A 20,054-nucleotide genomic window follows, 5' to 3' on the forward strand; every position below is an offset into this window, starting at 1 on the left:
CCGACACCCCGACCAACATCAATAACGCCTGACGAGGAGTGACCATGAGCCAACTTTCCGAACAGCAGTGCGAAGCGTGCAGCTGGGATGCCCCCCATGTCACCGACGACGAACTGGAGACCTACAAGCGCGATATTCCCGAATGGAGCGTGATGGAGCGCGACGGCGTCAAGCAGCTCGAGCGCGTCTTCAAGTTCCGCAACTTCAAGCAGGCGCTGGCCTTCACCAATCGGGTCGGCGAGATCGCCGAGGAAGTGGGCCACCACCCCGCCCTGCTCACGGAATGGGGCAAGGTCACCGTGACCTGGTGGTCGCATGAGATGAAGGGACTGCACAAGAACGACTTCATTCTCGCTGCACGTACCGACAAGGTTGCCGAAGAGGGCTGAGCCCGACCGCCTGACTCAGCCGTAGCAAGAGTTCGCCCGCTGCAGCATGGTTGCAGCGGGCGAAGTCCGTTTGGAGGCGCCGATAGGAAATCGCTGACTCGCCACTGGGCGATCGTCGCAACGATTTATCGGAAGCGTCTTACGTAGCAAAGGGTGAAATGCCCACTCCCTAACGCTTCGCTCTCGATTAGGTTGGAAGCCGACATCGTTACGTTGTCGCTTCATCAACCAAAAAGAAGGATCAGTAGATGAAAGGGATTATCCAAGGCATTCTGCTCGCCCTGCTTCTTGGCCTGTCCTCCGTGGCCCTGGCTCAGGAAGTTGCTCCCATCAACGTCAACACTGCCGACGCGGAACTGTTGGCCGAACTGCCGGGCGTCGGCCCGAGCCGTGCCCAGGCAATCATCGAGGAGCGTGAAGCCAACGGGAACTTCGAAAACGCCGAGGATCTGACCCGGGTAAGCGGAATCGGCCCGGCGACTGTCGAGGCGTTCCGCGACCAGGTGGATTTCTAGGCAAGGGTAGCTTGCCGGGAAAGGCGAGGCCGGCATCATGCCGGCCTCGCTGTCGTTCTGGGCAGGGGAGAATGCCGTATTACAGACGCAGGCCACCGTCGCACTCGATGACACGTCCGGTGAAGTAGTCGTTCTCCAAGATGAAGGCGACGCTCTGAGCGATGTGATCCGGATCGCCCAGGCGCCTTAGCGGTACGCCGGCGGTGAGCTTCTCGAGCATGTCCTCGCGCATCGAGGCGGTCATGTCGGTCTCGATGAAGCCGGGTGCCACCGCGCCCACACGAATCCCGTAGCGAGCCAGTTCCTTGGCCCAGGTCGTGGTCAACGCCACCGTGGCCGCCTTGGCCGCCGCATAGTTGCTCTGGCCCATGTTGCCGGCACGGGAGATGCTGGAAATGTTCACGATCACACCGTCGTGCCCAGCCTCGATCATCTGGCTGGCCGCTTCACGCCCGCAGAGAAACACGCCGGTCAGGTTGACGTCGATCACCGACTGCCACTGCTCAAGCGACATGGTCTTCTCGACCTTGCCGTCCCTGGCCTTGACCAACAGGGCATCACGCAGGATGCCGGCATTGTTGACCAGCCCGGAAACCGGGCCAAGCTGTGCCGCAATATCGCCGAAGGCGCGCTTGACCGATGCCTCGTCAGCCACATTGACCTGAAATGCCCCCGCCTCGATGCCTTCTGCATGCAGCGTGGAGACGGCCTTGTCCAGGGCTTCAGTGTCCATATCCAGCAGGGCCAGTGTTGCGCCCTGGCTACCCAGGCGACGAGCCATGGCCAAGCCAAGGCCACGCGCCCCGCCGGTAATGGCTATCACGCTCTTTTCCAGTTTCATTCGCTGTCCCTTGTTTCTGTCAGATGGATGCCTGCCGTATGCTGGCCAGACCATGCTCTCGGCCCGCCCTCACTACTCCTCTCATATTCGGCAGCAGAGAGGACGAACTTGAGCTGTTCAGCGCACTATTGTGCATTGCAGCATAGAAGAAGTGTTCCCGTTGGGGCAAGCCAGGGCGACGCTTGAAATCGTGTTATTCCGCCCTCATCAAGAGCTGAACGCCATACCCGGAGCCAACATGCCGTTACTGCTCTTCTTTACCTTCTTTACCCTACTCGATTTCGTCGTGCTGTTCTCCGTAGGTAGCCGTATCGGTCTTGTCCCCACCCTGGGCCTGGTACTCGCCACCGGTTTCGCCGGCCTCTACCTCATCCGTCAGCAGGGTGTGGCCACGCTTGCCCGTGCCCGCCAGCGCATGAGCCAGGGAGAGCTTCCTTCCAGCGAACTGCTTGCCGGCGCTGCCCTCATTTTCGGCGGCGCCCTGATGCTCGCCCCCGGCTTCCTTTCCGATGCGCTGGGCCTGCTGTGCGTCGTGCCTGGCGCACGACGCCAGCTTGCCCGGCTATTGGCACTGCTCAACCTGCGCGTGCTGGGAGCTGCCTACCGCCAGCAGCATGATCAGGCAAGCCGACCAGACGACTGGCATCAAACCGGCACCCAATCATCCGGAGATGAACAGCAGCGGCATGACAGCGGCCAACCGCTGGAGGGGGACTTCATCAGTCGGGATGAGCCACGCCGTTGAGGCCTTCTTCCCCCGCCGCTTCGATGTGAAATTTTTTTACTGCAAGGCCTTGAAAGGGGTTGGCACGACCCCATTTCTCGGTCAGCACCAGGCTACGGTGCCGAGCAGGGCTCGGTGCCTTTGACAAGGAAGGCGTCCTCGCCTCCCCTTCCAGGTTCTCTGGAAGTGAATGATGAACCGCCATGCCATGCATGGCACAACAGACCATCAGGAGAACGTGAGCAATGAACATCCGTCCCTTGCACGATCGCGTCGTCGTCCGTCGCGTTGAAGAAGAGCAGAAAACCGCTGGCGGCATCGTGCTTCCGGGCAACGCCCAGGAAAAGCCGACTCGTGGCGAAGTGCTCGCCGTCGGTAACGGCCGGATTCTCGACAACGGTGATGTTCGCCCCCTGGACGTCAAGGTCGGCGACACCGTGATCTTCAAGGAAGGCTTCGGTGTCGAGAAGCAGAAGATCGATGGCGAGGAAGTCCTGATCATGAGCGAGTCAGACATCCTCGCCGTGGTCGAAGGCTGAGCCGCTAGGCGCTACTCCGTTCCCATAAGACGTTCACGAACTCACAGGAAGTAACGAAAAATGGCAGCGAAACAAGTCAAATTCTCCGATGATGCCCGCAAGCGCATGGCCCGTGGCGTTGATGTCCTGGCCAACGCCGTGAAAGCCACCCTGGGTCCGAAAGGCCGCAACGTGGTACTGGAGAAGTCCTTCGGTGCACCCACCGTCACCAAGGACGGCGTCTCCGTGGCCAAGGAAATCGAGCTGAAAGACAAGTTCGAGAACATGGGCGCCCAGATGGTCAAGGAAGTCGCTTCCAAGACCTCCGACGTCGCCGGTGACGGCACCACCACCGCCACCGTGCTGGCCCAGTCCATCGTGACCGAAGGCATGAAGGGCGTAACCGCCGGCATGAACCCGATGGACCTGAAGCGCGGCATCGACCAGGCCGTCATCGCCGCGGTCAAGGAAATCGAAGCCCTGGCCGTGCCCTGCACCGACTCCAAGGCCATCGCCCAGGTCGGCACCATCTCCGCCAACGGCGACAAGCGCATCGGTGAAATCATCGCCGAAGCCATGGAGAAGGTCGGCAAGGAAGGCGTCATCACCGTCGACGAAGGTCGCGGCTTCGAGGACGAGTTGGAAGTCGTCGAAGGCATGCAGTTCGACCGCGGCTACCTGTCGCCCTACTTCGTGACCAACCAGGACACCATGGCGGTCGAGCTGGAAGACCCCTACCTGCTGCTGGTCGACAAGAAAATCTCCAACATCCGCGAACTGCTGCCGGTGCTGGAAGCCGTCGCCAAGTCCGGCAAGCCGCTGGCGATCATCGCCGAGGACATCGAAGGCGAGGCCCTGGCCACCCTGGTGGTCAACAACATGCGCGGTATCGTCAAGGTCGCGGCCGCCAAGGCGCCGGGCTTCGGCGACCGTCGCAAGGCCATGCTGCAGGACATCGCCATCCTGACCAACGGCACCGTGATCTCCGAGGAAGTGGGTCTGACCCTGGAGCAGGCCAACCTGGATCACCTGGGCAGCGCCAAGCGCATCACCATGTCCAAGGAGAACACTACCATCATCGACGGCGCTGGTAACGAGGGCGACATCGAAGCCCGCGTCAACCAGATTCGCGCGCAGATCGAAGAGACCTCCTCCGACTACGACCGCGAGAAGCTGCAGGAGCGCGTCGCCAAGCTGGCCGGCGGTGTTGCCGTCATCCGCGTCGGTGCTGCCACCGAAGTCGAGATGAAGGAGAAGAAGGCCCGCGTCGAAGACGCCCTGCACTCCACTCGCGCTGCGGTCGAGGAAGGCGTGGTGCCTGGCGGCGGTACCGCCCTGGTGCGCGTGCTGACCAAGATCCAGGAGCTCAAGGGCGAGAACGAGGACCAGACCCACGGTATCGCCATCGCGCTGCGCGCCATGGAGTCTCCGCTGCGTCAAATCGTCACCAACGCCGGCCAGGAAGCCTCCGTGATCCTCAACGAGGTGAAAGCGGGTGAAGGCAACTTCGGCTACAACGCCCAGACCGGCGAGTTTGGCGACCTGTTCGACATGGGCGTGCTGGACCCGGCCAAGGTGACCCGTACTGCGCTGCAGTCCGCCGGTTCCGTCGCTGGCCTCATGATCACCACCGAGTGCATGATCGCCGACGATCCGGAAGAGAAAGAAGCCGCTCCGGACATGGGCGGCATGGGTGGAATGGGTGGCATGGGCGGCATGATGTAAGCTGGCCACTCCCTAGCCCTTCGCAAGCCCCGCCATCGTGCGGGGCTTGTTGTTTTTGGGGGGTATCTCCGGGCTTTCACTCGATTTCAAAAACGTTACCATGGCAGAAACGGACGGCCACGCTGCCACCACGACCGAGCGCACGCGAGAACGAGACGAGCATGGTTGACGTACTGGACAAGTTGGCAGAGGCGGTCGCCGAAGAAGAGAGTCTTGAATCCCTGGTCAATTCTCTACTCGAGCTGCTGGAAGCCGTTACCGGGCTGGAGTCCACCTACCTCACCCACATCGACGCGCTACGTGGCGTGCAGCATGTCGTGTTTTCTCGCAACAGCAAGGATCTCGACATACCCGCCGGCTTGACCGTGCCCTGGGGAGACACACTCTGCAAACGCGCGCTGGACGAGAAGCGTCCCTTCACCGATGACGTCGAGGCCTGCTGGGGAGACTCCATCGCGGCCAAGGCTCTCGGTCTCAAGACCTACATCAGCGAACCGGTGCGCATCGGTCACGATGAACTTTATGGCACCCTGTGTGGCGCCAGCAAGAGCCAAAAAGCCGTCTCCCCCAAGTCTCGTCGTCTGCTGGTTATGTTCAGCCGCTTGATTGCAAGGCAGCTTGAAAGAGACAGGCTCCTCGAGAGACTCAAGCAGGAGCACATGACCTTCAAGGAGTACGCGCTCACCGATCCTCTGACAGGCATTCCCAACCGCCGCGCCATGGAAACCGAACTGCAGCGCGCATTGGCCAACGCCGAGCGCACGGGAAGCGTCATCCACCTCGCCTTCATCGACCTGGACGACTTCAAGCGGATCAACGATCAGCATGGACACGATGCCGGCGACAGGTTCCTCATCGAGATCGCCAAGACATTAAAGGCCGGCATTCGGGAAGGTGACGTCGTCGCTCGTATCGGTGGCGACGAGTTCGTCGTATTCGGCAATACCGGCACTGCGGACTCCGCTATGGCACGCGAGGTGATTGCACATCGGCTGACGGGCTTGACCCGCGGAACGTTCGACTTGGGCGTCATCCAGCTCGAATATGGCGGGGCCAGCGTTGGTGTTGCCACCTCGCTAATGGGGGAACGCGATATCGACGCCCTGATGGGCCGGGCAGACGAAGCCATGTATCTCGCCAAGCAGACCCGACGCACCACCAGCCCGGCGCCGTCTACTCGCCATTCCAATTGAGCCGCTTTGCGCTACCATCGTCTCTTTCCCCAGACAGCAAGCCGACCCATGCTCGCCAATATCCGTATCGTCCTTGTCCAGACCTATCATCCCGGCAATATCGGCGCCTCGGCCCGTGCCATGAAAACCATGGGCCTGAACGACCTGGTGCTGGTCAATCCGCGCTGCTTCCCCGATGCCGAAGCCGCGCGCCTGGCCGCAGGCGCGGAAGACGTGATCGACGCTGCCCGCGTCGTCGATTCACTGGAACTGGCCGTTGCCGATTGCGTTCAGGTAGTGGGCGCCAGCGCTCGGCTACGCAGCCTGCCACTGCCCCACTATGACGAGCCCGAACAGATGGCGCACGACCTCGTGGGGCATGCCATGGCAGACCCGGTGGCCCTGGTGTTCGGCCGCGAGCGATTCGGCCTGACCAATGATGAAATTCGGCTCTGCAGTCATCAGGTCAGCATTCCAGCCAACCCCGACTATGGCATCCTCAACCTGGCTCAGGCAGTGCAGGTCCTCGCCTACGAGGTCTACAAGACCTGGCGCCAACGTCCCCACAGCGACTATGACAACCCACGCCCCGCCGAAGAGCGCCAGCCGACCCGCGAGCAGCTCGGCCACTTCCATGCACACCTTGGCCGCGTGATGCACACCAGCGGCTTTTTGACCCAACCCCATGCCCGTACCGAAGAGCAACTCCACGCCCTGTTCGCCAGGGCCCAGCCCAGCCGTAAAGAGCTGTCGCTGCTGCGTGGCCTGCTCAGCTCACTGGAGAAATCGGTCTCTGGCGACTAGGCTTGACTATGCCCTTATCCGTTATTTCACCCTGCCGTCATGGCAATGTCACCGTTGAATGGGATAAAGGTCCTGCCCTCAAGGGGTAACAGACAAGGGACACTGTCGACCCTCGACACGGATGCGATCTGGCTGGAAGCCAGTGCTGGAGAGTCGGCATGATGGATCATGCCCAGGGAGACATGCGCCACGTGGCATCCGCCTCGTGGCGCTCTTTATTTCACTTTGGCACTTTCTTCAACGCTGCTTTCCTTCGGCAAGTGCGCTCGCCTCCAGGCTCTCCCAGCCGGGAACGCCGCGCCGGATACGCTGGGAAAAGTCGGAAGCCCGATGGGCTGCCCTCGCCTGCGGGTCAATGCGCCCCCTGGCTTCCAGCTCGGACAAGCTGTAGCCGGGCCATAGCCCACCGACCTTGAAGGCATAACTCGGTAGCCTGTCGGTAACCAGCCAGCGGTAGTCGAATGGCAGGCGAGCACCGATGCTGCGTGCCATGTCTATGATCAGCGTGGTGCAGTTGGCACTGACGGTGTTGTAGAAGCGCGGCGATTCAGCCAGGGCATTGGCTTCCTCGACATAGGCCAGTAGCAGCGAACGTATGGCGTGACGCGGCATATTCAGCCGGAAGAGCGAGATCCGCTCCCTCCTCACCTTGGCTCTCAATCCCACCGCATCGCGCTCCTCCGTTGCCACGATGGCAAGCTCGTACTGGCGGAAGAAGCCACCTATCTCGGAAAAACGCTCCCCCTTCAGGCGCCGCACTTCCACCGAGAAGAGCACGAAGCGCTCGGCCTCGAAACCGAATGAGATCATCACGTGGGCGACGCCCGGCCTGCCCCAGCTGGAAACGATCATGTCGACCGAGTCGAGGCGATCGAGGTCGTAGCTGCGCGGCTGCCATTGCTCCGTGGCCTCGTCGCGGGTGCGCCAGTCGAAATCGCGAACATGATGCAGACACAATCGGTCATGCCGAACTTCGCCAGTGGCCAGGTAGGCCACGTCTCCGGACCAGGGGCGATCGTGCGCCGGCTTGAGCTGGAACCACCAGATCAGCAGCACCATCATCAGCACCAGCTGGACGCCATGGGCCAGCCACAGGCCCTGCACTCCCAGCGTCACCAGTACCAAGCCTGCCAAGCCCCAGCCGGCCACGGCAAAACGCCGCATGAGAGGTGAGCCAGGCAGGCGGTACCACAGCGCGGCGGCCCCCCACACCATGGCCAGTGCCAGCGCTGAACCGATGATAAAACCTACGAATGCCTGAGCCATCTCATTCCACGTCGTCGAAAGTCCGCTCATATTAGCAGCCTCGACAGGACGACGCGCACTCCCAGGCGGGATGGCTCGAAAGGATCAATCGATCATACGGGGGTCAGCCACTTGGCGTACTCATTCGGCCCTACGACCGACTCCCCACGCGTGACTTGCCGATAGAGGCGCTGCAGCCGGGCGGTGACCGAGTCCTCGGCGATCGCATCTCCCGGTGCGGGAGCACCGCTACGGCCGCCGATATGGCGCCCATCGAGCTCACGCAGGGGCAGGATCTCGGCGGCGGTACCGGTAACGAATGCCTCGTCGGCGGTATACAGCTCGTCACGGGTGATACGCCGCTCGCGCACTTCGATGCCCAGCACCTCGCGTGCCAGGTGAATCACACTGTCGCGGGTAATGCCCTGCAGGCAGGAAGTCACCTCAGGGGTATGCAGCACGCCGTCGCGCAGCAGGAAGACATTGGCCGCGGAGGCTTCCGCCACGTAGCCCTCGGGGTCGAGCATGATCGTCTCGTCGTACCCGGCCTTGATGGCGGTGTTGAGCGCCAGGATGGAATTGACATAGTGTCCGTTGGTCTTGGCCCGGCACAGGCTGATATTGACGTGATGCCGCGCCCAGGAGGAGGTCAGGGCGCGCAGGCCGATCCGGGTCGCTTCGGTAGAGATATACTCGCCCAGATCCCAGGCGGCGACCATGACATGGACCGAGAGCCCCTTGGCCCGCAGCCCAAGCCCCTCCGCACCGAAGAAAATCGTGGGCTTGAGGTAGGCATTGCTCAATTCGTTGCGAACCAGGCACTGGCGCTGTACCTCGATCAGCGTCGACTCATCGAAACCGACCGGCATGTCCAACGCATGGGCGCTGTCGAGCAGGCGCCGGGTATGCTCGGCCACCCGGAACAGATGCGTGCCCTTCGCACCGGCATAGGCCCTGACCCCCTCAAAGCAGCCCATGCCATAGTGCAAGGTGTGTGTCAGCAGGTGGGTCTGCGCCTCACGCCAGGGCAGCCACTCGCCGTCCAGCCAGATCCAGCCGTCACGATCATAAAGCGGAGTCATAGCATCCTCGAACTTCCATCTCGACTTTTATAAAGGCGCCACGCGCAGCCACCCTTCCCGCCAACCATCGATCAGGGCGCGTTGATGCGGCTGCAGCGACTGGTAGGCCCAGGCGGCGATCTCGTCGTTCTGCGGATCGGGCACGGCGATACGGCTGCCCGCCAGGTTCTGGATGACGGCATGGCCACACAGCGGCACGTAGCCTTCGGAGTAGCCGCCTTCGTGGATCATGACCAGCTTGCCATCACTGATACGCTCAGCCAGGGCCTTCAGCTGCTGGGTCATGGCGGCAAAGGCCGCGCTGTTGAGCATCATCTTGCCCAACGGATCCTTGCCACAGGCGTCGTAGCCGCAGGCCACCACGATCAAGTCCGGTGCAAAGCCGCCGATGGCGGGCAGCACCAGCTCCTGCATGGCATAGCGGTACGCGCCGATGCCGCACCCAGGCGGCATCGGCAGATTGAGATTGGCGCCGTGCCCCGCCCCTTCACCGAACTCCTCGAAGTCGCCGGTCTCCAGTGGATAATTGCCGGCCTGGTGAATCGATACGGTGAAGACATCGGGATCGTCGTAGAACGCCGACTGTTGGCCGTTGCCGTGGTGCACGTCCCAGTCGATGATAGCCACACGCTTGACCTGGCCCAGCGCCCTGGCCCGCATCACCGCCACCGGAATATTGCCCAGCAGGCAGAAGCCCCGGCCACGGTCGGCTTCGGCATGATGGCCGGGAGGGCGACACAGGGCATAGGCATTGGGCAGTTCCCCGGTCGCCACCGCCTCCACCGCGGCGATGGCCAGACCAGCGGATTGCCTGGCGGCTGCCAGGCTGCCCGGCGTGTAGGGAGCGCACTCCCCGGCATCACCACCGCGGGTCAAGGCGCCCTCCTCCAGCTCATCGAGGTAGCGGCCGGTATGAAAGCGGGCGAGATCCTCACGCGTGGCCGGCGACGCCTTGCGTACATCGAGTTCGTCGATCAGCCCCGAGACCTCCAGCAGGTTCTTCAACCGCCGCTTGCTCTCAGGGCTCTCCGAGGCCGGCTGGGGTTGAAGGTACTCTCCCGCTGATGAAAACACACCGATGGCCCCCGGGTCGTGCCAGAAACAGCGCTCGTGCCAGAAGAAACCCGTCTTGTGACTCTCCTTCATCCACGCTTCTCCCACTGCTCCCAGACCTCGATGGCGGCAGCCAGGTCTTCCAGCGAAGCCCCCACTGACTTGAACACGGTGATCGCCTTGTCCGAGCTGCGGCCGGACCTTTCACCCCGCATCAACTCCGCCAGCTCGGCGCCGATCTCATCGAAGGAAAAAGCGCCCTCATCCACGGCCTGAAGGATGTCTCCCGCCTCGCCGCGGGCGCCGGCGTAGGTATCGACGAACACTTCGCCACGTCGCAGGCACTCGGCGTCGCACTCACGCATGGTCGGACGAAACGCACCGATCAGGTCGAGGTGGGCACCGGGCTTGAGCCACTCGCCGCGAATCAGCGGTTCGCTGGAGAGCGTCACGCAGCTGATCACATCGGCCTCACGAGCAGCGACGGCAAGATCCTCCACCGCCTCACAGTCGAAGCGATCGGCATACTCCGCCGCCAGTCGACTCGCCTTCTCCGGATTGCGCCCCCAGATCCGCACTTGCCTGATCGGTCGCACCGCGGCATGGGCCTCGATCACCATCGGCGCCAGCTTGCCGGTGCCCACCACCAGCAGGGATTCGGCGTCCTGCCTGGCCAACTCCCGCGCCGCCAGCGCAGAGGCTGCCGCCGTGCGCCGACGGGTCAGTTCGCTGCCGTCCAGGCACGCCAGCGGACGGCCGTGAGCCCCTTCGCTGAGCAGGTAGACGCCCGAGATGGCCGGCAGCCCATGATCGGCATTCTGCGGGAAGACATTGACCATCTTCACGCCGATATAGCCGGCCCGCTCCCACGCCGGCATCAGCAGCATGGTGGCTTCGCCATCCGGCCGATGCATGGCGTGATGATGACGCGGGGGTGACTCCACGCCGTCCCGGAAGGTCTGGCCCAGGCGATCGACCAGCGCGGGCCACGGCAACGCCGCGGCAACCTCGTCGGCAGAAAGTATGCGCATCTCAGGCCCCCGGCAGGGCTGCAACCACCATGATCTCGACCTTCCACTCAGGCTTGGCCAGCTTGGCCTCGATGGCCGCACGGACGGGCGGTCGCCCGGGCACGACCCAGGCATCCCATGCCAGGTTCATCTGATCGAACTCCACCATGGACGACACCCAGATCTGGGCCGACAGCAGGTTCTCCTTGGAGGTGCCGGCCTGGGCCAGCAGCTGGTCGATTCGTGCCAGCACCTGCTCGGTCTGGCCACGCATGTCAGCACTGGCATCGGCCGGTACCTGGCCTGCCAGGTAGACCGTGCCATTATGAATGGTGACCTGGCTCATGCGAGTATTGCTGTCCTGGTACTGAATTGTCATGCCTTGTTCTCCTGTTGGTGTTCGTTATCTTGCTCGGCTTATCTCAGCCCAGCTTCAGTCGCCAACATAGCCGCCCATGAAGGCGGCCAGGTTGCGGCTGAGGTGTTCTGTCGGATAGCCGCCCTCCTGGACCAGCACGGCTGGCAGGCCAAGCTGACCCAGGCGGCGGCCTACCGCGGTGAAGTCCGCAGTCTCGAGGTTCATGCCAGCCAATGGATCATCACGGTGGGCATCGAGACCCAGCGCCACGACCACGGCTTCGGGGCGGAAGGCGTCCATTTGCGCGATCAGGACTTCCAGCGCCTCGAGGAAGACCTTGCCATCGCTCCCTAGTGGCAGCGGCAGGTTGGCGTTGGCGCACAGGCCTTCCCCCATGCCCTCCTCGTTGGCTCCGCCCCAGAAGAAGGGATAGAAGTTGCTCGGATCGGCATGCAGCGAGCCGGTCCAGACATCGCCGCGATAGTAGAAGATGTCCTGGGTGCCGTTGCCGTGGTGCAGGTCGACATCGAGGATAGCCACACGAGAGAAATTCTCCCGCAGTACCGTGGCGGCCAGCGCCGAGTTGTTGAGGAAGCAGAAGCCACCAGCACGGTCGGGGCCGGCATGGTGGCCCGGCGGCCGACACAGCGCATAGGTGGTGCCATGCCCCCCAATCAGCGCCTCAGCTGCCGCCTGGGCGGTGGCCGCACTGGCCAGAATTCCCCGGAAGCTCTCGGCACCCAGGGGACAGGCCATGTCATGCATGTGCCAGCCGGCCTGACCGACAGGATGATCCGGGTAGTGATGCCCGCCGCCACAAGGATGAACGTTGGGCATGACCAGCTCGGAAGCCCCCGGCATCTCGCGCCAGCGCCCATGGATGGATTCGAGAAACTGCAGATAGCGCGATGTATGGATCTGCGCCAGGCGGTTGCGCAGCCGTGGGGTATCGAGGTCGTCGGGTTCACGGAGGCTGAAACCGGCAGCAGCCACACCCTGGGCCAGCAGCTCGGCACGCACAGGCCCTTCGGGAGAAGACGTCAGTTGCCCGCGAACGAGAAAAGAGCCGGGAGCGTGGTACTCCTGGTCAGGATGGTAGAAAAACTTCATCGCGGTTCCTTGGCAAAGCAGCGTCGAGTGACGAGGCAGGCGTCACCCACCTGACGTTCGTTCATGCTTGCTTGTCAGGTTAGAACGCGAGACAAGGATACGCTTGCCTTCGAATCAGGAGCATTTGCCCCAGACTCGGCAATTGCCTGAAGCTGGCGTCTTTCACTGGACGGCGCAACGGCGAAGTGACGGCGGTAGGCGCGACTGAAGCTGCCCTGGTCGCGAAAGCCCACCAGCGATGCCACATGCCCGAGACTCAGCTCGCTGTGGCACACCAGCATCCGCGCGTGTTCCAGCCGTCGACGCTGCACGTGCGACAGCGGTGTCATACCGGTCAATTCGCGAAACAAGGCATGGAAATGGCCGGGACTCAGCGCACACAGCGCGGCCAGCTGTTCGACCCGGATATCATCGGCCAGGTGACGGTCGATCCAGGCATTGAGGCGCTCGAGCTCGATGCGCTCCCGAGGCCGTCGCACCGGCTCTCCAGAATGCGTCCCCCACAGCCGCTCTTCTCTGAGCTGGAGATACAGCGCACGTAGCAGCAGCGCGGCGATTTCGCTGTGGAGCTCCGGAAACTGGTCGAGCTGAGCCATCAAGCTGCCGGCCAGGTGGTGGAGCCGGCTGGACACCGGAAAGAAACAGGGGCGCTCGAACAGCCGTTCCAGCTCCTCGCCTTCGCGCATCTCCCCCAGCGCAGCCAGGGACACGTCCAGCACTAGGGTACGATTGTGCCCATCCCCCTCGTACTCATGGTGCGACGCGCAGGGGATCAGACAGCCACGTGCGTCGGTGACGAGATTCCCTCGCCCCTCGATTTCAAGCTCCGTGCTGCCGCAGGTGGCCAGTATCAGCTGATGATGCGTGTGGGCGTGAGCGATATGCTCGTGCCCCAGGTTGAGAACACGCAGGTCGAGAAGAGACATGGCGATGAAGGATCTTCCGCTCGGTCAGGGTGACTTCTACACTACCCTGCCGAGCGGCATCGCGAAACCAAGGTACCTCAACAACGCCCCTGCATGCGCAATCCCGGAGGACAGAAGCGCCCCCCTCGTCGGTCACGGTAGCGGCGATCATGATAACGGTCTTCGTAATAGTAGTGCCGCTCCACGTAACGATCCCGGTGGCGATGGCGATGCTTGTCGCCGCGATAGTATCGGTCGGAGCCATCGACCACGACCAGGGGCTCGGGAGTGACACGAGCCGGCGAGTAGCTGCAACCGGCCAGAATGAGCATGAGCGGAAGCAAGGCCAGGGTGAACAAGCGCGTGGGCAGTTTCATGACTTCAACCTCATTGGCAAAGCGGAAGATGCCCCTTAGGTCCTGCGCGGAGTCGTCTTGATGTCGGTTCGCGTGCGACTCTCGAGGTAATAAACTTATGGGTGATGCGGGACTTCAGCAGCGCCCCTTCTTGGCCTGACCCGGCGGGCAGAAACGGCCGCCATGATGACCACCGCGATTGTCGTCGATGACGATGAGCGGTTCGGACTTGATACGTGCAGGCTGGTAGCTGCATCCAGCCACCAGCATGGCGGCAAGCGCGATAAGAATGGGGAACAGCAGACGCCGTGACATGACGAATCTCCAGTTAAGCGAACACTGTTCATGATAGCGAAGTATCGCGCCGTTACACATGTGGCACAGCGGCTACAAGCAAGTCGCCAAATAGCGACATTGCCAGCTTGCCGATAAAGCGCGATAGTGCATGCTTGTTAGCCTGCAAACGGGATCAAGCCATGGACGCCCTCCGCCGCCACACCTTGCTGCTGATACTGCTCGGCAGCCTGGTCCTCTCGCTGGCCATGGGGCTGCGCCATGGGTTCGGCCTGTTCCTTGAGCCCATGAGCAGCGACCTGGGCTGGGGGCGCGAGGTGTTCGCCTTCGCCCTGGCGCTGCAAAATCTGATCTGGGGCTTCGCCCAGCCCTTCACCGGTGCGCTGGCCGATCGCTTCGGCGCCGCTCGCGTGGTGGTCGTCGGCGGTGCGCTCTACGCCTTGGGCCTGCTGTTCATGGGAATTTCCGAGTCGGCGCTGGGCATGTCGCTCTCCGCCGGGCTGCTGATCGGCCTGGGACTTTCGGGCACCACCTTCTCGGTGATTCTCGGTGCCGTGGGCCGTGCGGTGGCCCCGGAGAAGCGCAGCATGGCCATGGGGATCGTCAGCGCGGCTGGGTCGTTCGGCCAGTTCGCCATGCTGCCGGGCACCCTCGGCCTGCTCGGCTGGCTGGGCTGGTCCGCGGCCCTGCTGGCCATGGGTGCCCTGGCGGCCATGATGGTGCCGCTTGGCGCCATGCTCAAGGACCGCCCCTCGGCCCGCCTGGCGACCGATCTCTCGCTACGCGGGGCACTGGATGAGGCCGCCGGACACCGAGGATTCTGGCTGCTCTGCCTGGGGTTCTTCGTGTGCGGCTTTCAGGTAGTGTTCATCGGCGTGCACCTGCCTGGCTACCTGTTCGACAACGGCCTCGCCGTGCATGTCGGCAGCACGGTGCTGGCCCTGGTGGGCCTGTTCAACATATTCGGCACCTATGCCGCCGGCTGGCTGGGCGGCATCTATTCCAAGCCGCGCCTGCTCAGCTGGCTCTACCTGACTCGCGGCGCGGTCATCGCTATTTTCATCCTCCTGCCGCTGAGCCCGGCCAGCGCGTACTTGTTCGGCATCGCCATCGGCCTGCTGTGGCTCTCCACCGTGCCGCTGACCAACGGTATCGTGGCCTCGGTATTCGGCGTGCGACATCTCTCCATGCTCGGCGGCATCGTCTTCCTGTTTCATCAGGTCGGCTCGTTCACCGGCGTGTGGCTCGGCGGCATGCTGTACGACCTGCACGGAGACTATGATGTGGTATGGAAGCTGGCGATTATGCTCTCGGTGATCGCTGCACTGCTGCACTGGTTCATCAGTGAAGCACCGCTCAAGCGCCCCATTTCACAGGAGGCCCAGGTGTGATGCGTTACCCACTGCTCAAGCTTGCCGCCCTGCTGGTCCTGACCGGTGCCCTGGCGTTGGTATGGTGGGGCTGGCAGACCGCCGATGCCTCGATGCTGCTGCTCGGCGTGCGGCTTTGCTGACCTCGCCAAGGCCGCTTGCCCCTCCCCTTCACGAAACATGTTTACGCACCGCTTGTCCCCTGCGGCAATTCCCAGGCGGTATCGCTGATGAAATCGATCTCCTCGATATTCTCGGCCAGGTAGTCGAGCAGCGCCCGTACGGCAGGTAGCAGGCCCCGCCGCGTGGGGAAGACGGCGTGCAGGATACCGCCCCTCGGCTCCCAGCCGGGCATCACATCGATCAGACGACCCGCCTTCACATCGCTGCCGGCGACCAGCAAGGCCAGCTTGACCACTCCCAGCCCGGCCAGCGCTGCCTGATGCAGCGTCTCCGCATTATCGGTAACCAACCTGGGGTGGTGTCGAACCTGGGCAGTGACACCGTCGGGGCCGTCGAGCACCCAGTCGTGCTGCCTGCCCACCTGATCGAAGTCGAGGCTCGGCAGCCCGGCCAGATCGCCCGGCGCGCGCGGCAGCGACCATTCATCGAACAGTGTCGGCGCGGCCACCAGCCGCTGGGGACTGCGTGACAGCACTTTCATCGAGAGATCGCTGTCCTCGAGCGGCGGAAAGCGCACGCGAATGGCCATGTCCAAGCCTTCCTTGATCACGTCCACCCGGCGGCTGGTGGCCTCCACCTGAACCTCCACGTCAGGGCACTGGGCCATGAAGCTAACCAGCAGAGGCGTTATCAGGTAGTGCAGCAGGCTCGGCGGGCAGCTGAGGCGAACCGTGCCACGCGGTAGTGCCAGGTTGCGCTGAATCAGCTCCTCGGCGGCCTCCGCCTCTACCAGCATCGCTGCGCAGTGGCGGTAATACGCCTGACCCAACTCGGTAACCGAAAGCTGGCGCGTCGAGCGCTGAATCAGCCGGGCGCCGAGGCGCTCTTCCAACTGGGCAATGCGGCGGCTCAGCTTCGACTTGGGAATGCCCAGCGCACGGCCAGCCGGGGCAAACCCACCGTGGTCCACCACCTGCACGAAGTAGTAGAGGTCGTTGAGGTCCTGCATATCGTTCCGCCCTTATTGTCCTATTCATGGAACGCAGAGTGTGAATTATACCCTCTACTGCCGCTTCCGTTCTCCTCATAAGCTTCCTGTATCGGGCAACCGCCCAATCCATGCAGGAGCCAGACCATGAAAAAGATCCAAGGCATCTATGGCGCCCCCCGCGGCCACTGGGTCGGCGACGGCTTTCCCGTGCGTTCGCTGTTCAGCTATGACCGCCTCGGCGCCGACCACCTCAGCCCCTTTCTGCTGCTCGACCATGCCGGTCCGCATGATTTCAAGCCGGCAAGCCGGCCGCGCGGCGTCGGCGCTCACCCGCACCGCGGCTTCGAGACCGTCACCCTGGTCTACAAGGGCGAGCTGGAGCATCGCGACTCCACCGGCAGCGGCGGTCGTATCGGCGAGGGTGACGTCCAGTGGATGACCGCCGGGGCCGGCATCGTCCACCAGGAGTTCCATTCCGGCGACTTCACCGCGCAGGGCGGCATCCTGGAAATGGTGCAGCTATGGGTCAACCTGCCGGCCGAACACAAGTCGGCCCCCGCGGCCTACCAGACGCTGCTCGACGCCGATATCCCCCGCGTGACGTTGCCTGGGCGCGCCGGCGAGTTGCGGGTCATTGCCGGCAGGTACCGCGGCCATGAAGGGCCGGCCCAGACCTTCACACCGATCGAGGTGTGGGATCTGCGGCTGGAGGCGGGCGGCGAAACGACCCTGAGAATCCCCGAGGGCCACACCACGCTACTGGTGGTACTCGAGGGCACGGTTCAGGTCAACGGTGACGCCGTGGTGCGTGACGAAGCCGTGGTGACCTTCACACGAGACGGCGACGAGATAGGCCTCGAGGCCAACAACGACGCCAAGCTGCTGCTGCTCGCCGGGGCGCCCCTGGGGGAGCCGGTAGCGGGGTACGGCCCCTTCGTGATGAACAGCGACGCCGAGATCCATCAGGCCTTCGCCGATTTCCAGGCCGGCAAGTTCGGCCGCCTGGAAGGCTAGCGGCCCCGCCGCCTGGGACTGCATGTCTCAGGCTGGCGTCCAGCTGACGACCTGGTTTGGCGTCGGCTGCGAGCTGCATAGAGACTGGCGCAACGACATCGAGGGCTTCGGCGGCCTGCTGGCCGGCCACCTGCCCGCCTACGCCAACCTGATCCAGAGCTACACCGCCCAGAAGGGCTGATGGGCGAGGGCCCGGCACTGCCCGGGTCCTTCCCTGATTGCGTCCCACAGGCAGGGTAATCGTCCAAAGCCTATGCTGAACAAGCGCTCTCCACTCTGCTCCCTTTGATCTTTCCGGGAATTACGACAATGAGTAATCTCGTCAACGAAGCCGACCTCTCCTCCTCCCTGGATTGCCCCATCGTCGACGGCAAGCGCCAGGTGCAGCATGTCGCACCGCGCAGCGCCGACGTGGGCGGCATCCCCGTCAACCGTGTACTGCCTTCGCGCCATCGACGCCTGATCGGCGCCTGGTGCTTCCTCGACCATGCCGGCCCGGCGGTGTTCAAGGGCGACTCTCGCGGCCTCCGCGTCGGCCCCCATCCGCACATCGGCCTGCAGACCTTCACCTGGATGATCGAAGGCGAAGTGCTGCACCGTGACAGCCTGGGCAACGAGCAGGTGATTCGCCCCGGCCAGGTCAACCTCATGACCGCGGGTCGCGGCATCAGCCATACCGAAGAGTCGGTGCCAGGCGAGTCGCAGCTGCATGCCGCCCAGCTGTGGATCGCCCTGCCGGAGGCCCATCGCCGCACCGACCCGCGCTTCGACCACTACCCGACGCTACCCCAGTGGCGCGAAGGAGAGGTCGAGATGACCCTGCTCACAGGCGAGTTCGCCGGCCATCGTGCGCCGACACTGGCATTTTCACCGCTGGTGGGCCTGGACCTGGCAGCCTCATCCGGGGGCAAGCTGGAGCTGCCGCTGCACGAGGATTTCGAGTACGGCCTGCTGCCGCTGGAAGGTGAACTCGAAATCGAGGGCGAACGCTTTGCCGCCAACGAGCTGGCCTATCTGGGCCGTGGGCGCAGCCAGGTCACACTCGAGCTGCCGGCAGGTGGGCGCGCCATTCTGGTGGGCGGCGAGCCGCTGGGCGAGGAGATACTGATCTGGTGGAACTTCGTCGGTCACAGCAAGGCCGAGATCATCGACGCCCAGCGCGACTGGGAAGCCGGCAGCGAGCGCTTCGGCAGCATTCCCCAGTTCGACGGCAAACGCCTGGAGCCGCCGCCTCTGCCCTGGAAGGCGTGAACGCCACCAGCCGACCGCACCGCCACCTGAAGGGAGAGACGTCCATGACCACCTATTCGGCACCGCGCATTCTGGTCTTCGCCGGCAGCGCCAGAGAGCAATCCTACAACAAGCGCCTCGCCCGCCTGGCGGCCGAGCGGGTCGAACAGGCCGGTGGTCTGGCCACCTTCATCGACCTGCGCGACTACCCCCTGCCGCTCTACGACGGCGACCTGGAGAATCACGAAGGTCTCCCCGCCAATGCGCGAAGCCTACAGGCGCTGCTCGCCGAGCATCAGGGGCTGCTGCTCGCCTCCCCGGAATACAACGGCTTCATCACGCCGTTGATGAAGAACACGCTCGACTGGATGTCTCGGTCGGACGGGAAGCAGAGTGGACTTGCCCTGTTCGCCGATCGCGTCGCGGCAGTGGTTTCCACCTCGCCGGGGGCCTTCGGCGGCATGCGCAGCCTCGCCCTACTCCGCCAACTGCTGGGCAATCTCGGCGTCACCGTACTGCCCAATCCGCTGGCGATTCCCCGCGCCGCCCAGGCCTTCAGTGAAGCCGGTGAACTCGAGGACGAGAGCCAGCGCGATCGCCTCGACGCACTCTGCCGACGCCTGGTGACGATACTGGCCAAGCTTCACGCTGCCGAGCCCAGCAACGGACGGTGAGAACAGCACCCGGCCCCCCGCCGATGCGCGGATGGCGTCGATCTTGAGTCATGTGAAAGCCACACGCCTCGACAGAGCGTCGAAACTGAATGCCTGGCCAACGTCTTCGATTCACCAGAAGACAAAACGCCCATGCCGGCAAGGCATGGGCGTTTCGTTATTGTCCATCACTGGACGGCGTGACCATTCTGCAACGCAGTGGCTACTAGATATAGAACTTCGTCAGCTTGCGCGAAGCACGCTTGGAAGCAGGCTCATCGCGACGTGGGTTGGGATTGTCCCATATGGTCAGAAAGCGCTCGGTGATGGGCGCCGTGCCGGGCTGTTCAGGGGCAGCATCCCGCCGGCTGACCAGGGGGAGATCCCAAATGGTGTGGAACTGTAGTGTCGTCATGGTTTGATACGGTTTCGATGAAACCGCCTCCGTCAGTTTGTGGAAGCATTTTTCACATTATGGACTTTGTTAGACTTTAGTTCAAGCGAAGTCCATACGAGCGCCCCTCTCCCACGTTGAAGACAGCAAGCGCCAGGAAACCTATACTGCAATGCAA

General features: G+C 63.3%; 25 protein-coding genes. 13 read left to right on the forward strand and 12 right to left on the reverse strand.

Going from position 1 to position 20,054, the window contains the following annotated elements; translation table 11 throughout:
• Nucleotides 1-44: 44 nt before the first annotated feature.
• Nucleotides 45-389, forward strand: a complete 345-nt coding sequence (locus H1D44_RS02265) for a 4a-hydroxytetrahydrobiopterin dehydratase (RefSeq protein ID WP_181513210.1) — start codon at nt 45-47, stop codon at nt 387-389.
• Between the two features lie 248 nt (nt 390-637).
• The gene (locus H1D44_RS02270) at nt 638-904 is read left to right on the forward strand and encodes a ComEA family DNA-binding protein (RefSeq protein ID WP_181513211.1); all 267 of its coding nucleotides are present in this window, start codon (nt 638-640) and stop codon (nt 902-904) included.
• 79 nt (nt 905-983) lie between these two features.
• Here H1D44_RS02270 and H1D44_RS02275 read toward each other — a convergent pair whose 3' ends face one another.
• Complete coding sequence (locus H1D44_RS02275) at nt 984-1,745, reverse strand: SDR family oxidoreductase (RefSeq protein ID WP_181513212.1); 762 nt, start codon at nt 1,743-1,745, stop codon at nt 984-986.
• Between the two features lie 238 nt (nt 1,746-1,983).
• On the opposite strand from H1D44_RS02275, the gene H1D44_RS02280 reads away from it, so the two are divergent.
• From H1D44_RS02280 to H1D44_RS02300, 5 genes are all read left to right on the forward strand, one after another.
• On the forward strand, nt 1,984-2,490 hold the full coding sequence (locus H1D44_RS02280) for an FxsA family protein (protein ID WP_181513213.1): 507 nt from the start codon (nt 1,984-1,986) through the stop codon (nt 2,488-2,490).
• 224 nt (nt 2,491-2,714) lie between these two features.
• Nucleotides 2,715-3,008: a co-chaperone GroES gene (locus H1D44_RS02285; RefSeq protein WP_104204123.1), complete on the forward strand. Its 294-nt coding sequence runs from the start codon at nt 2,715-2,717 to the stop codon at nt 3,006-3,008.
• 60 nt (nt 3,009-3,068) lie between these two features.
• On the forward strand, nt 3,069-4,712 hold the full coding sequence (gene groL, locus H1D44_RS02290) for a chaperonin GroEL (RefSeq protein ID WP_181513214.1): 1,644 nt from the start codon (nt 3,069-3,071) through the stop codon (nt 4,710-4,712).
• Between the two features lie 161 nt (nt 4,713-4,873).
• On the forward strand, nt 4,874-5,905 hold the full coding sequence (locus tag H1D44_RS02295) for a sensor domain-containing diguanylate cyclase (RefSeq protein WP_181513215.1): 1,032 nt from the start codon (nt 4,874-4,876) through the stop codon (nt 5,903-5,905).
• 48 nt (nt 5,906-5,953) lie between these two features.
• Nucleotides 5,954-6,688 carry an RNA methyltransferase gene (locus H1D44_RS02300; protein WP_181513216.1) on the forward strand — a complete coding sequence of 245 codons (735 nt, stop codon included), beginning with the start codon at nt 5,954-5,956 and terminating at the stop codon, nt 6,686-6,688.
• A 237-nt stretch (nt 6,689-6,925) separates the two neighbouring features.
• On the opposite strand, the gene H1D44_RS02305 is transcribed toward H1D44_RS02300, so the two are convergent.
• From H1D44_RS02305 to H1D44_RS02345, 9 genes are all read right to left on the reverse strand, one after another.
• On the reverse strand, nt 6,926-7,954 hold the full coding sequence (locus H1D44_RS02305) for an Lnb N-terminal periplasmic domain-containing protein (protein WP_181513217.1): 1,029 nt from the start codon (nt 7,952-7,954) through the stop codon (nt 6,926-6,928).
• 92 nt (nt 7,955-8,046) lie between these two features.
• Nucleotides 8,047-9,015, reverse strand: a complete 969-nt coding sequence (locus tag H1D44_RS02310; RefSeq protein WP_181513218.1) for a branched-chain amino acid transaminase — start codon at nt 9,013-9,015, stop codon at nt 8,047-8,049.
• 27 nt (nt 9,016-9,042) lie between these two features.
• Entirely contained in the window at nt 9,043-10,161 is a 1,119-nt protein-coding gene (locus H1D44_RS02315) for a class II histone deacetylase (RefSeq protein WP_181513219.1), read from the reverse strand.
• Complete coding sequence (gene lhpI, locus H1D44_RS02320; RefSeq protein WP_181513220.1) at nt 10,158-11,099, reverse strand: bifunctional Delta(1)-pyrroline-2-carboxylate/Delta(1)-piperideine-2-carboxylate reductase; 942 nt, start codon at nt 11,097-11,099, stop codon at nt 10,158-10,160. Before lhpI ends, H1D44_RS02315 begins: the two co-directional genes overlap by 4 nt.
• A gap of 1 nt (nt 11,100) precedes the next feature.
• The gene (locus H1D44_RS02325) at nt 11,101-11,457 is read right to left on the reverse strand and encodes a RidA family protein (RefSeq protein WP_181513221.1); all 357 of its coding nucleotides are present in this window, start codon (nt 11,455-11,457) and stop codon (nt 11,101-11,103) included.
• A 54-nt stretch (nt 11,458-11,511) separates the two neighbouring features.
• A complete protein-coding gene (locus tag H1D44_RS02330; protein ID WP_181513222.1) occupies nt 11,512-12,546 on the reverse strand; it encodes a histone deacetylase family protein in 1,035 nt (344 codons plus the stop codon).
• A 74-nt stretch (nt 12,547-12,620) separates the two neighbouring features.
• Nucleotides 12,621-13,472 (reverse strand): helix-turn-helix domain-containing protein, encoded by an 852-nt coding sequence (locus H1D44_RS02335; protein ID WP_181513223.1) that lies wholly within the window; start codon nt 13,470-13,472, stop codon nt 12,621-12,623.
• A 77-nt stretch (nt 13,473-13,549) separates the two neighbouring features.
• Nucleotides 13,550-13,828 (reverse strand): hypothetical protein, encoded by a 279-nt coding sequence (locus tag H1D44_RS02340; RefSeq protein WP_181513224.1) that lies wholly within the window; start codon nt 13,826-13,828, stop codon nt 13,550-13,552.
• 114 nt (nt 13,829-13,942) lie between these two features.
• Nucleotides 13,943-14,122 (reverse strand): hypothetical protein, encoded by a 180-nt coding sequence (locus H1D44_RS02345; RefSeq protein ID WP_181513225.1) that lies wholly within the window; start codon nt 14,120-14,122, stop codon nt 13,943-13,945.
• 161 nt (nt 14,123-14,283) lie between these two features.
• Between H1D44_RS02345 and H1D44_RS02350 the strand changes: the two genes are divergently transcribed.
• Both H1D44_RS02350 and H1D44_RS21135 read left to right on the forward strand, forming a co-directional pair.
• Complete coding sequence (locus H1D44_RS02350) at nt 14,284-15,492, forward strand: MFS transporter (protein WP_181513226.1); 1,209 nt, start codon at nt 14,284-14,286, stop codon at nt 15,490-15,492.
• Nucleotides 15,489-15,614, forward strand: a complete 126-nt coding sequence (locus H1D44_RS21135) for a hypothetical protein (RefSeq protein WP_275299062.1) — start codon at nt 15,489-15,491, stop codon at nt 15,612-15,614. The genes H1D44_RS02350 and H1D44_RS21135 overlap by 4 nt, the downstream gene beginning before the upstream one ends.
• Nucleotides 15,615-15,655: 41 nt before the next feature.
• On the opposite strand, the gene H1D44_RS02355 is transcribed toward H1D44_RS21135, so the two are convergent.
• Nucleotides 15,656-16,603 carry a LysR substrate-binding domain-containing protein gene (locus H1D44_RS02355; protein WP_181513227.1) on the reverse strand — a complete coding sequence of 316 codons (948 nt, stop codon included), beginning with the start codon at nt 16,601-16,603 and terminating at the stop codon, nt 15,656-15,658.
• A gap of 126 nt (nt 16,604-16,729) precedes the next feature.
• On the opposite strand from H1D44_RS02355, the gene H1D44_RS02360 reads away from it, so the two are divergent.
• The 4 genes from H1D44_RS02360 (at nt 16,730) to H1D44_RS02375 (ending at nt 19,503) form a co-directional block, all read left to right on the forward strand.
• Entirely contained in the window at nt 16,730-17,599 is an 870-nt protein-coding gene (locus tag H1D44_RS02360) for a pirin family protein (RefSeq protein ID WP_181513228.1), read from the forward strand.
• A gap of 22 nt (nt 17,600-17,621) precedes the next feature.
• Nucleotides 17,622-17,780 carry a hypothetical protein gene (locus H1D44_RS02365; RefSeq protein WP_479688624.1) on the forward strand — a complete coding sequence of 53 codons (159 nt, stop codon included), beginning with the start codon at nt 17,622-17,624 and terminating at the stop codon, nt 17,778-17,780.
• Between the two features lie 128 nt (nt 17,781-17,908).
• Nucleotides 17,909-18,850 carry a pirin family protein gene (locus H1D44_RS02370; protein ID WP_181513229.1) on the forward strand — a complete coding sequence of 314 codons (942 nt, stop codon included), beginning with the start codon at nt 17,909-17,911 and terminating at the stop codon, nt 18,848-18,850.
• A 44-nt stretch (nt 18,851-18,894) separates the two neighbouring features.
• Nucleotides 18,895-19,503, forward strand: coding sequence for an NADPH-dependent FMN reductase (locus H1D44_RS02375; protein WP_181513230.1), 609 nt, complete (start codon nt 18,895-18,897; stop codon nt 19,501-19,503).
• 205 nt (nt 19,504-19,708) lie between these two features.
• Here H1D44_RS02375 and H1D44_RS02380 read toward each other — a convergent pair whose 3' ends face one another.
• Nucleotides 19,709-19,897: a hypothetical protein gene (locus tag H1D44_RS02380; protein ID WP_181513231.1), complete on the reverse strand. Its 189-nt coding sequence runs from the start codon at nt 19,895-19,897 to the stop codon at nt 19,709-19,711.
• Nucleotides 19,898-20,054 lie beyond the last annotated feature (157 nt).

The organism is Billgrantia kenyensis, from assembly GCF_013697085.1.
In the GTDB taxonomy this organism is placed as follows: Bacteria; Pseudomonadota; Gammaproteobacteria; order Pseudomonadales; family Halomonadaceae; genus Halomonas; species Halomonas kenyensis.

Excerpts from the sequence above, each read along its gene's own strand:
- H1D44_RS02265 (WP_181513210.1), top strand. The coding sequence starts at position 45 with ATGAGCCAACTTTCCGAACAGCAGTGCGAAGCGTGCAGCTGGGATGCC.
- H1D44_RS02270 (WP_181513211.1), top strand. The coding sequence starts at position 638 with ATGAAAGGGATTATCCAAGGCATTCTGCTCGCCCTGCTTCTTGGCCTG.
- H1D44_RS02275 (WP_181513212.1), bottom strand. The coding sequence starts at position 1,745 with ATGAAACTGGAAAAGAGCGTGATAGCCATTACCGGCGGGGCGCGTGGC.
- H1D44_RS02280 (WP_181513213.1), top strand. The coding sequence starts at position 1,984 with ATGCCGTTACTGCTCTTCTTTACCTTCTTTACCCTACTCGATTTCGTC.
- H1D44_RS02285 (WP_104204123.1), top strand. The coding sequence starts at position 2,715 with ATGAACATCCGTCCCTTGCACGATCGCGTCGTCGTCCGTCGCGTTGAA.
- groL (WP_181513214.1), top strand. The coding sequence starts at position 3,069 with ATGGCAGCGAAACAAGTCAAATTCTCCGATGATGCCCGCAAGCGCATG.
- H1D44_RS02295 (WP_181513215.1), top strand. The coding sequence starts at position 4,874 with ATGGTTGACGTACTGGACAAGTTGGCAGAGGCGGTCGCCGAAGAAGAG.
- H1D44_RS02300 (WP_181513216.1), top strand. The coding sequence starts at position 5,954 with ATGCTCGCCAATATCCGTATCGTCCTTGTCCAGACCTATCATCCCGGC.
- H1D44_RS02305 (WP_181513217.1), bottom strand. The coding sequence starts at position 7,954 with ATGGCTCAGGCATTCGTAGGTTTTATCATCGGTTCAGCGCTGGCACTG.
- H1D44_RS02310 (WP_181513218.1), bottom strand. The coding sequence starts at position 9,015 with ATGACTCCGCTTTATGATCGTGACGGCTGGATCTGGCTGGACGGCGAG.
- H1D44_RS02315 (WP_181513219.1), bottom strand. The coding sequence starts at position 10,161 with ATGAAGGAGAGTCACAAGACGGGTTTCTTCTGGCACGAGCGCTGTTTC.
- lhpI (WP_181513220.1), bottom strand. The coding sequence starts at position 11,099 with ATGCGCATACTTTCTGCCGACGAGGTTGCCGCGGCGTTGCCGTGGCCC.
- H1D44_RS02325 (WP_181513221.1), bottom strand. The coding sequence starts at position 11,457 with ATGACAATTCAGTACCAGGACAGCAATACTCGCATGAGCCAGGTCACC.
- H1D44_RS02330 (WP_181513222.1), bottom strand. The coding sequence starts at position 12,546 with ATGAAGTTTTTCTACCATCCTGACCAGGAGTACCACGCTCCCGGCTCT.
- H1D44_RS02335 (WP_181513223.1), bottom strand. The coding sequence starts at position 13,472 with ATGTCTCTTCTCGACCTGCGTGTTCTCAACCTGGGGCACGAGCATATC.
- H1D44_RS02340 (WP_181513224.1), bottom strand. The coding sequence starts at position 13,828 with ATGAAACTGCCCACGCGCTTGTTCACCCTGGCCTTGCTTCCGCTCATG.
- H1D44_RS02345 (WP_181513225.1), bottom strand. The coding sequence starts at position 14,122 with ATGTCACGGCGTCTGCTGTTCCCCATTCTTATCGCGCTTGCCGCCATG.
- H1D44_RS02350 (WP_181513226.1), top strand. The coding sequence starts at position 14,284 with ATGGACGCCCTCCGCCGCCACACCTTGCTGCTGATACTGCTCGGCAGC.
- H1D44_RS02355 (WP_181513227.1), bottom strand. The coding sequence starts at position 16,603 with ATGCAGGACCTCAACGACCTCTACTACTTCGTGCAGGTGGTGGACCAC.
- H1D44_RS02360 (WP_181513228.1), top strand. The coding sequence starts at position 16,730 with ATGAAAAAGATCCAAGGCATCTATGGCGCCCCCCGCGGCCACTGGGTC.
- H1D44_RS02365 (WP_479688624.1), top strand. The coding sequence starts at position 17,622 with ATGTCTCAGGCTGGCGTCCAGCTGACGACCTGGTTTGGCGTCGGCTGC.
- H1D44_RS02370 (WP_181513229.1), top strand. The coding sequence starts at position 17,909 with ATGAGTAATCTCGTCAACGAAGCCGACCTCTCCTCCTCCCTGGATTGC.
- H1D44_RS02375 (WP_181513230.1), top strand. The coding sequence starts at position 18,895 with ATGACCACCTATTCGGCACCGCGCATTCTGGTCTTCGCCGGCAGCGCC.
- H1D44_RS02380 (WP_181513231.1), bottom strand. The coding sequence starts at position 19,897 with ATGACGACACTACAGTTCCACACCATTTGGGATCTCCCCCTGGTCAGC.